Annotated in this window: 1 protein-coding gene and 1 pseudogene; both read left to right on the top strand. The window is 44.5% G+C overall.

Features of this window, described 5'->3' with window-relative positions:
* Nucleotides 1-424: 424 nt before the first annotated feature.
* A pseudogene (locus M1B78_RS18190) lies at nucleotides 425-571 on the top strand (transposase); the annotation flags it as partial.
* A 516-nt stretch (nucleotides 572-1,087) separates the two neighbouring features.
* Nucleotides 1,088-4,360: a glycoside hydrolase family 2 TIM barrel-domain containing protein gene (locus M1B78_RS18185; protein WP_257941461.1), complete on the top strand. Its 3,273-nt coding sequence runs from the start codon at nucleotides 1,088-1,090 to the stop codon at nucleotides 4,358-4,360.
* Nucleotides 4,361-4,494: the final 134 nt, after the last annotated feature.

Below are 4,494 nucleotides of genomic sequence, written 5' to 3'. Positions count from 1 at the left end.
GCGGCGTAGACAAAAGAAAAGATAACAGGACTATAAATTATAGAAAAAGGTTGTGCCAACGTTTTGACACAACCTCAATATTGCCACTACAATAAATTAATTCCCTGTTATACTAACTATTAACAACAAGTAGCACTTCTTATTAATTACATGCGAACACGCAACAAATATCTTGCAGACACGTTGTTAATTTCTTCTTCCCCCTCCGAAATAATCCGTTGCAAGGAGTCCTCTAAATGCCATGCCCGACACCAGCCAGGCAAAGATAATATCGTGTCACCGGCAGGCTGATAAGGACAAGCCAAGAAACTGTTTTGATTTCGTTTAAAAGTTTATCAGTTGGTAGTTTTCTATCATTTTTGTATCTTTAAGTATAACGACCAAATCATATTTAAAGAGTTATAAAATGGGATATTGTACCGACCTAACTGATAAATGGATTGTGGAAAGGACTTTTTCATCGTTTGAGAACTTTAGAAGACTCAGTAAAGACTATGAAGTACTTACGGAAACTTCACAAGCCATGATATACCTAGCCATGATACAAATTATGCTAAACAGAATAAAATGATAAAATCAAAACAGTTTCTAATTGTTGTACGACTACCGCCACTGAAATAATAGCTTTGCAAAAATGGAGTGGCATGGAAAGAGGCATGCTCGGCTTAAACGTATATGGCGAAACAGCCGAGGATTTCTATCAAGAAGCCATGTTGGACTGTCAGTCGTTTGTCTTCTAAAGAATATCAAATGCTGGCTCCCATCAAGCAAGACTATCTGAACAAAAATACGGAATTAATCCCAAATCCTGGCTGATAACATTTTTTTCATAAAAACAAATTAAGATGTACCTAAAGTGAAGTGTTCCTAAAAGTCTGACAAAAAGCTTTTAGGGTGTGAATCACTTTAGACACATCTTTTCTTAAAAATATGACTCTTAATAAATAATCTTAATATTCAATAGGAGAATCGCTATTTTTTCTTATTTTTACAGCATCAAATATTAACAATGTGAATAAAAAGAAATTATTTCACCATGAGCAAACTAACCCAATTATTTGCATGCTTTTCCTTAATGGGAAGCAGTATGCTGGCTCAAAGTAGCCCTGACCTTAAATTACCCTATTGGCAAGACGTACAGGCAACTAGTGTAAACAAAGAAGCACCACGTACCTCTTTCATGACCTACGCAGACCGCACACAAGCCATGAGCGGACAATTTGGAAAAAGTCCATACTACCAATTGCTCAACGGGACATGGAAGTTCTTTTATGTCGATGCCTACAAAGACCTTCCCGCCGACATCACCTCTCCTACTGCAAGCACAGAGGGCTGGCACGACATTCAAGTGCCGGGCAACTGGGAAGTACAAGGCTTCGGAACGGCCATTTATACTAATCACGGCTACGAGTTCAAACCTTATAAACCTCAGCCGCCCCTATTGCCCGAACAGAATCCCGTAGGCGTCTACCGACGAAACTTCACGATTCCGGACGACTGGAACGGACGAGATGTATATTTGCATGTGGCCGGTGCCAAATCGGGATGCTACGTATATGTCAACGGTAAAGAAGTCGGTTACAACGAAGATTCCAAAAATCCTGCGGAATATTTGATTAACCCATATTTGCAACCGGGAGAAAATACACTGACATTCAAGATTTTCCGTTGGAGCACCGGGTCTTATTTAGAGTGCCAGGACTTTTGGCGCATGAGCGGAATCGAACGTGATGTATTCTTGTATGCGCAGCCCAAGGCTTCCATCAACGACTTCCGCATTACCTCTACACTGGACGACAGCTACAAAAACGGTATCTTCCGGCTGAGTGTAGACCTGAAAAACAATGGAAGCAGTAATGCCTCCCTGACCATCGACTACGAACTGACAAACGATTCGGGCAAGCCGGTCGCCACGGGAAAGAAAACAGTTTCCATCTTGGCAGGAAAGAAAGCAACGGCCTTTTTCGAACAACAATTGCCTAACGTAAAGACTTGGACGTCTGAAAATCCCAACCTCTACAAATTACTGATGACCGTCAGCGAAGAGGGCAAGGTGAATGAAGTCGTACCCTTCAACGTGGGTTTCCGACGCATCGAGATAAAGGAAATTGACCAAAAGTCAGCAAACGGACAAAACTACGTAGTCCTCCTTATTAACGGGCAACCACTGAAGCTAAAAGGTGTGAATATCCATGAACACAATCCCGAAACCGGTCACTACATGACCGAAGAGCTGATGCGCAAGGATTTTGAACTGATGAAACGCGCCAATATCAACACGGTTCGTCTGTGCCATTATCCGCAAGACCGCCGTTTCTATGAATTGTGCGACGAATATGGCTTGTATGTATATGACGAAGCCAACATCGAGAGCCACGGTATGTACTACGACCTGCGGAAAGGTGGTACACTGGGCAATAACCCCGAATGGCTGAAAGCTCATATGCACCGCACCATCAACATGTTCGAACGCAATAAGAACTATCCTTCAGTCACCTTCTGGTCACTGGGTAACGAAGCCGGAAACGGTTATAATTTCTATCAGACTTACCTGTGGGTGAAGAATGCGGACAAAGACATCATGAACCGTCCGGTGAATTATGAACGCGCCCAATGGGAATGGAATTCCGACATGTATGTTCCGCAATATCCATCAGCAAGATGGCTGGAAAACATCGGTAAGATGGGCAGCGATCGCCCGGTAGTCCCGTCCGAATATGCACATGCCATGGGCAACTCTACCGGCAGTCTTTGGGAACAATGGAAAGCTATCTACAAATATCCCAACCTACAAGGCGGATATATTTGGGACTGGGTAGACCAAGGTATTGCCGTGAAAGACGAGAACAACCGCCTCTATTGGGCCTACGGAGGCGACTTCGGAAAAAACATGCCGAGTGACGGAAACTTCCTCTGCAATGGTATCATCAATCCCGACCGTAATCCCCATCCCGGATACAGCGAAGTGAAATACGCACATCAGAACATCGCCTTTGAAGCTGACGATTTGGCAAATGGCAAGTTCATCGTAAAGAACCGCTTCTATTTCACAAACCTGAAGAAGTATCTGATTCATTACGAAGTGAAGGAAAACTCCAAGACCATCCGTGGCGGAAAAATCTCTCTGGATATCGAGCCACAAGGAAACAAACCTCTGAATGTAAATGTAGGCGGACTGAAGCCCAAGGCTGGAACCGAATATTTCGTTGAGTTCAGAGTGACGACTACCGAACCGGAAGCATTGATTCCCGTCGGTTATGAAATTGCGAAAGAACAGTTCCTTCTGCCCATCGCCCCCTTGGCACGTACCTACAAAACAGAAGGTAGCATGCTGAATTGCAACGACAAGGATAACCTTTTGGAAGTTGCTTCTTCTAAAGTACAGTTTGTCTTCAACAAGGCTACCGGGCTGGTTACTTCTTACAAAGTGAACGGTACGGAGTACTTTAAGGACGGCTTCGGGCTTCAACCTAACTTCTGGCGTGCACCGACAGACAACGATTATGGCAACCAAGGCCCCAAACGCCTGCAAATCTGGAAAGAAGCAAGCAAAGACTTCCGGATAGCCGAGGCAAGTGTCCGGAAGGAAGGCAAAGATGCCGTGCTGACAGCCAAATACCTCCTGCCTGCCGGCAACCATTACATCGTAACCTATCGTATTCACCCCTCCGGTGTGGTAAAAGCCGATTTCACATTTACTCCCACCGGAATCAAGGCTGCCAAGACAGAAGTTTCGGAAGCAACCGTAACGGCTACTTATACACCGGGAAATGAGAATATGCACAAGGTTTCTTCCGACTTGGTTGTTCCACGCATCGGCATCCGTTTCCACCTGCCGGCAGAGATGAACCAAGTGACTTATTTCGGACGTGGTCCTGAAGAGAACTATATCGACCGCAACGCAGGTGTCACCGTAGACCTTTACAAAAGCACGGCAGAGCAGATGTACTACCCATACGTACGTCCGCAAGAGAACGGTCATCATACCGATACCCGTTGGCTATCCGTAGGCAAGAAGAATGGCAAAGGGCTGACTATCTATGCCGATCAGACTATCGGTTTCAATGCGTTGCGCAATGCGGTTGAAGACTTTGACAGTGAAAACAACGTAAACAGAGATTATCAATGGAACAACCGCAATGCGGCAGAGCTGAAACATGACGTCTCGACTGCCCGAAACATCAAGCCTCGCCAGACACATATCAACGATATCACGCCCGAGAATTTCGTAGAAGTTTGTATAGACATGAAGCAGATGGGAGTAGGCGGATATGACAGCTGGGGCTCCAAGCCCGAACCTCAATATCTTATTCCTGCCAATCGGGAATATAAATGGGGATTCACAATAGTACCAATGTAATTGGAGAACAGTTTGAGTAAGGAGGAAAACATCAGGAGAAACACTCCTTATCCATAGATATGAGGTTGTGTCAAAACGTTGGCACAACCTTTTTCTATAATTTATAGTCCTGTTATCTTTTCTTTTGTCTACGC

The organism is Bacteroides muris (ex Fokt et al. 2023), assembly GCF_024704895.1.
GTDB lineage: Bacteria > Bacteroidota > Bacteroidia > Bacteroidales > Bacteroidaceae > Bacteroides > Bacteroides muris.
The sequence above is the reverse complement of the archived record's forward strand: the minus strand, read 5'-3'. Positions and strand labels throughout refer to the sequence as shown.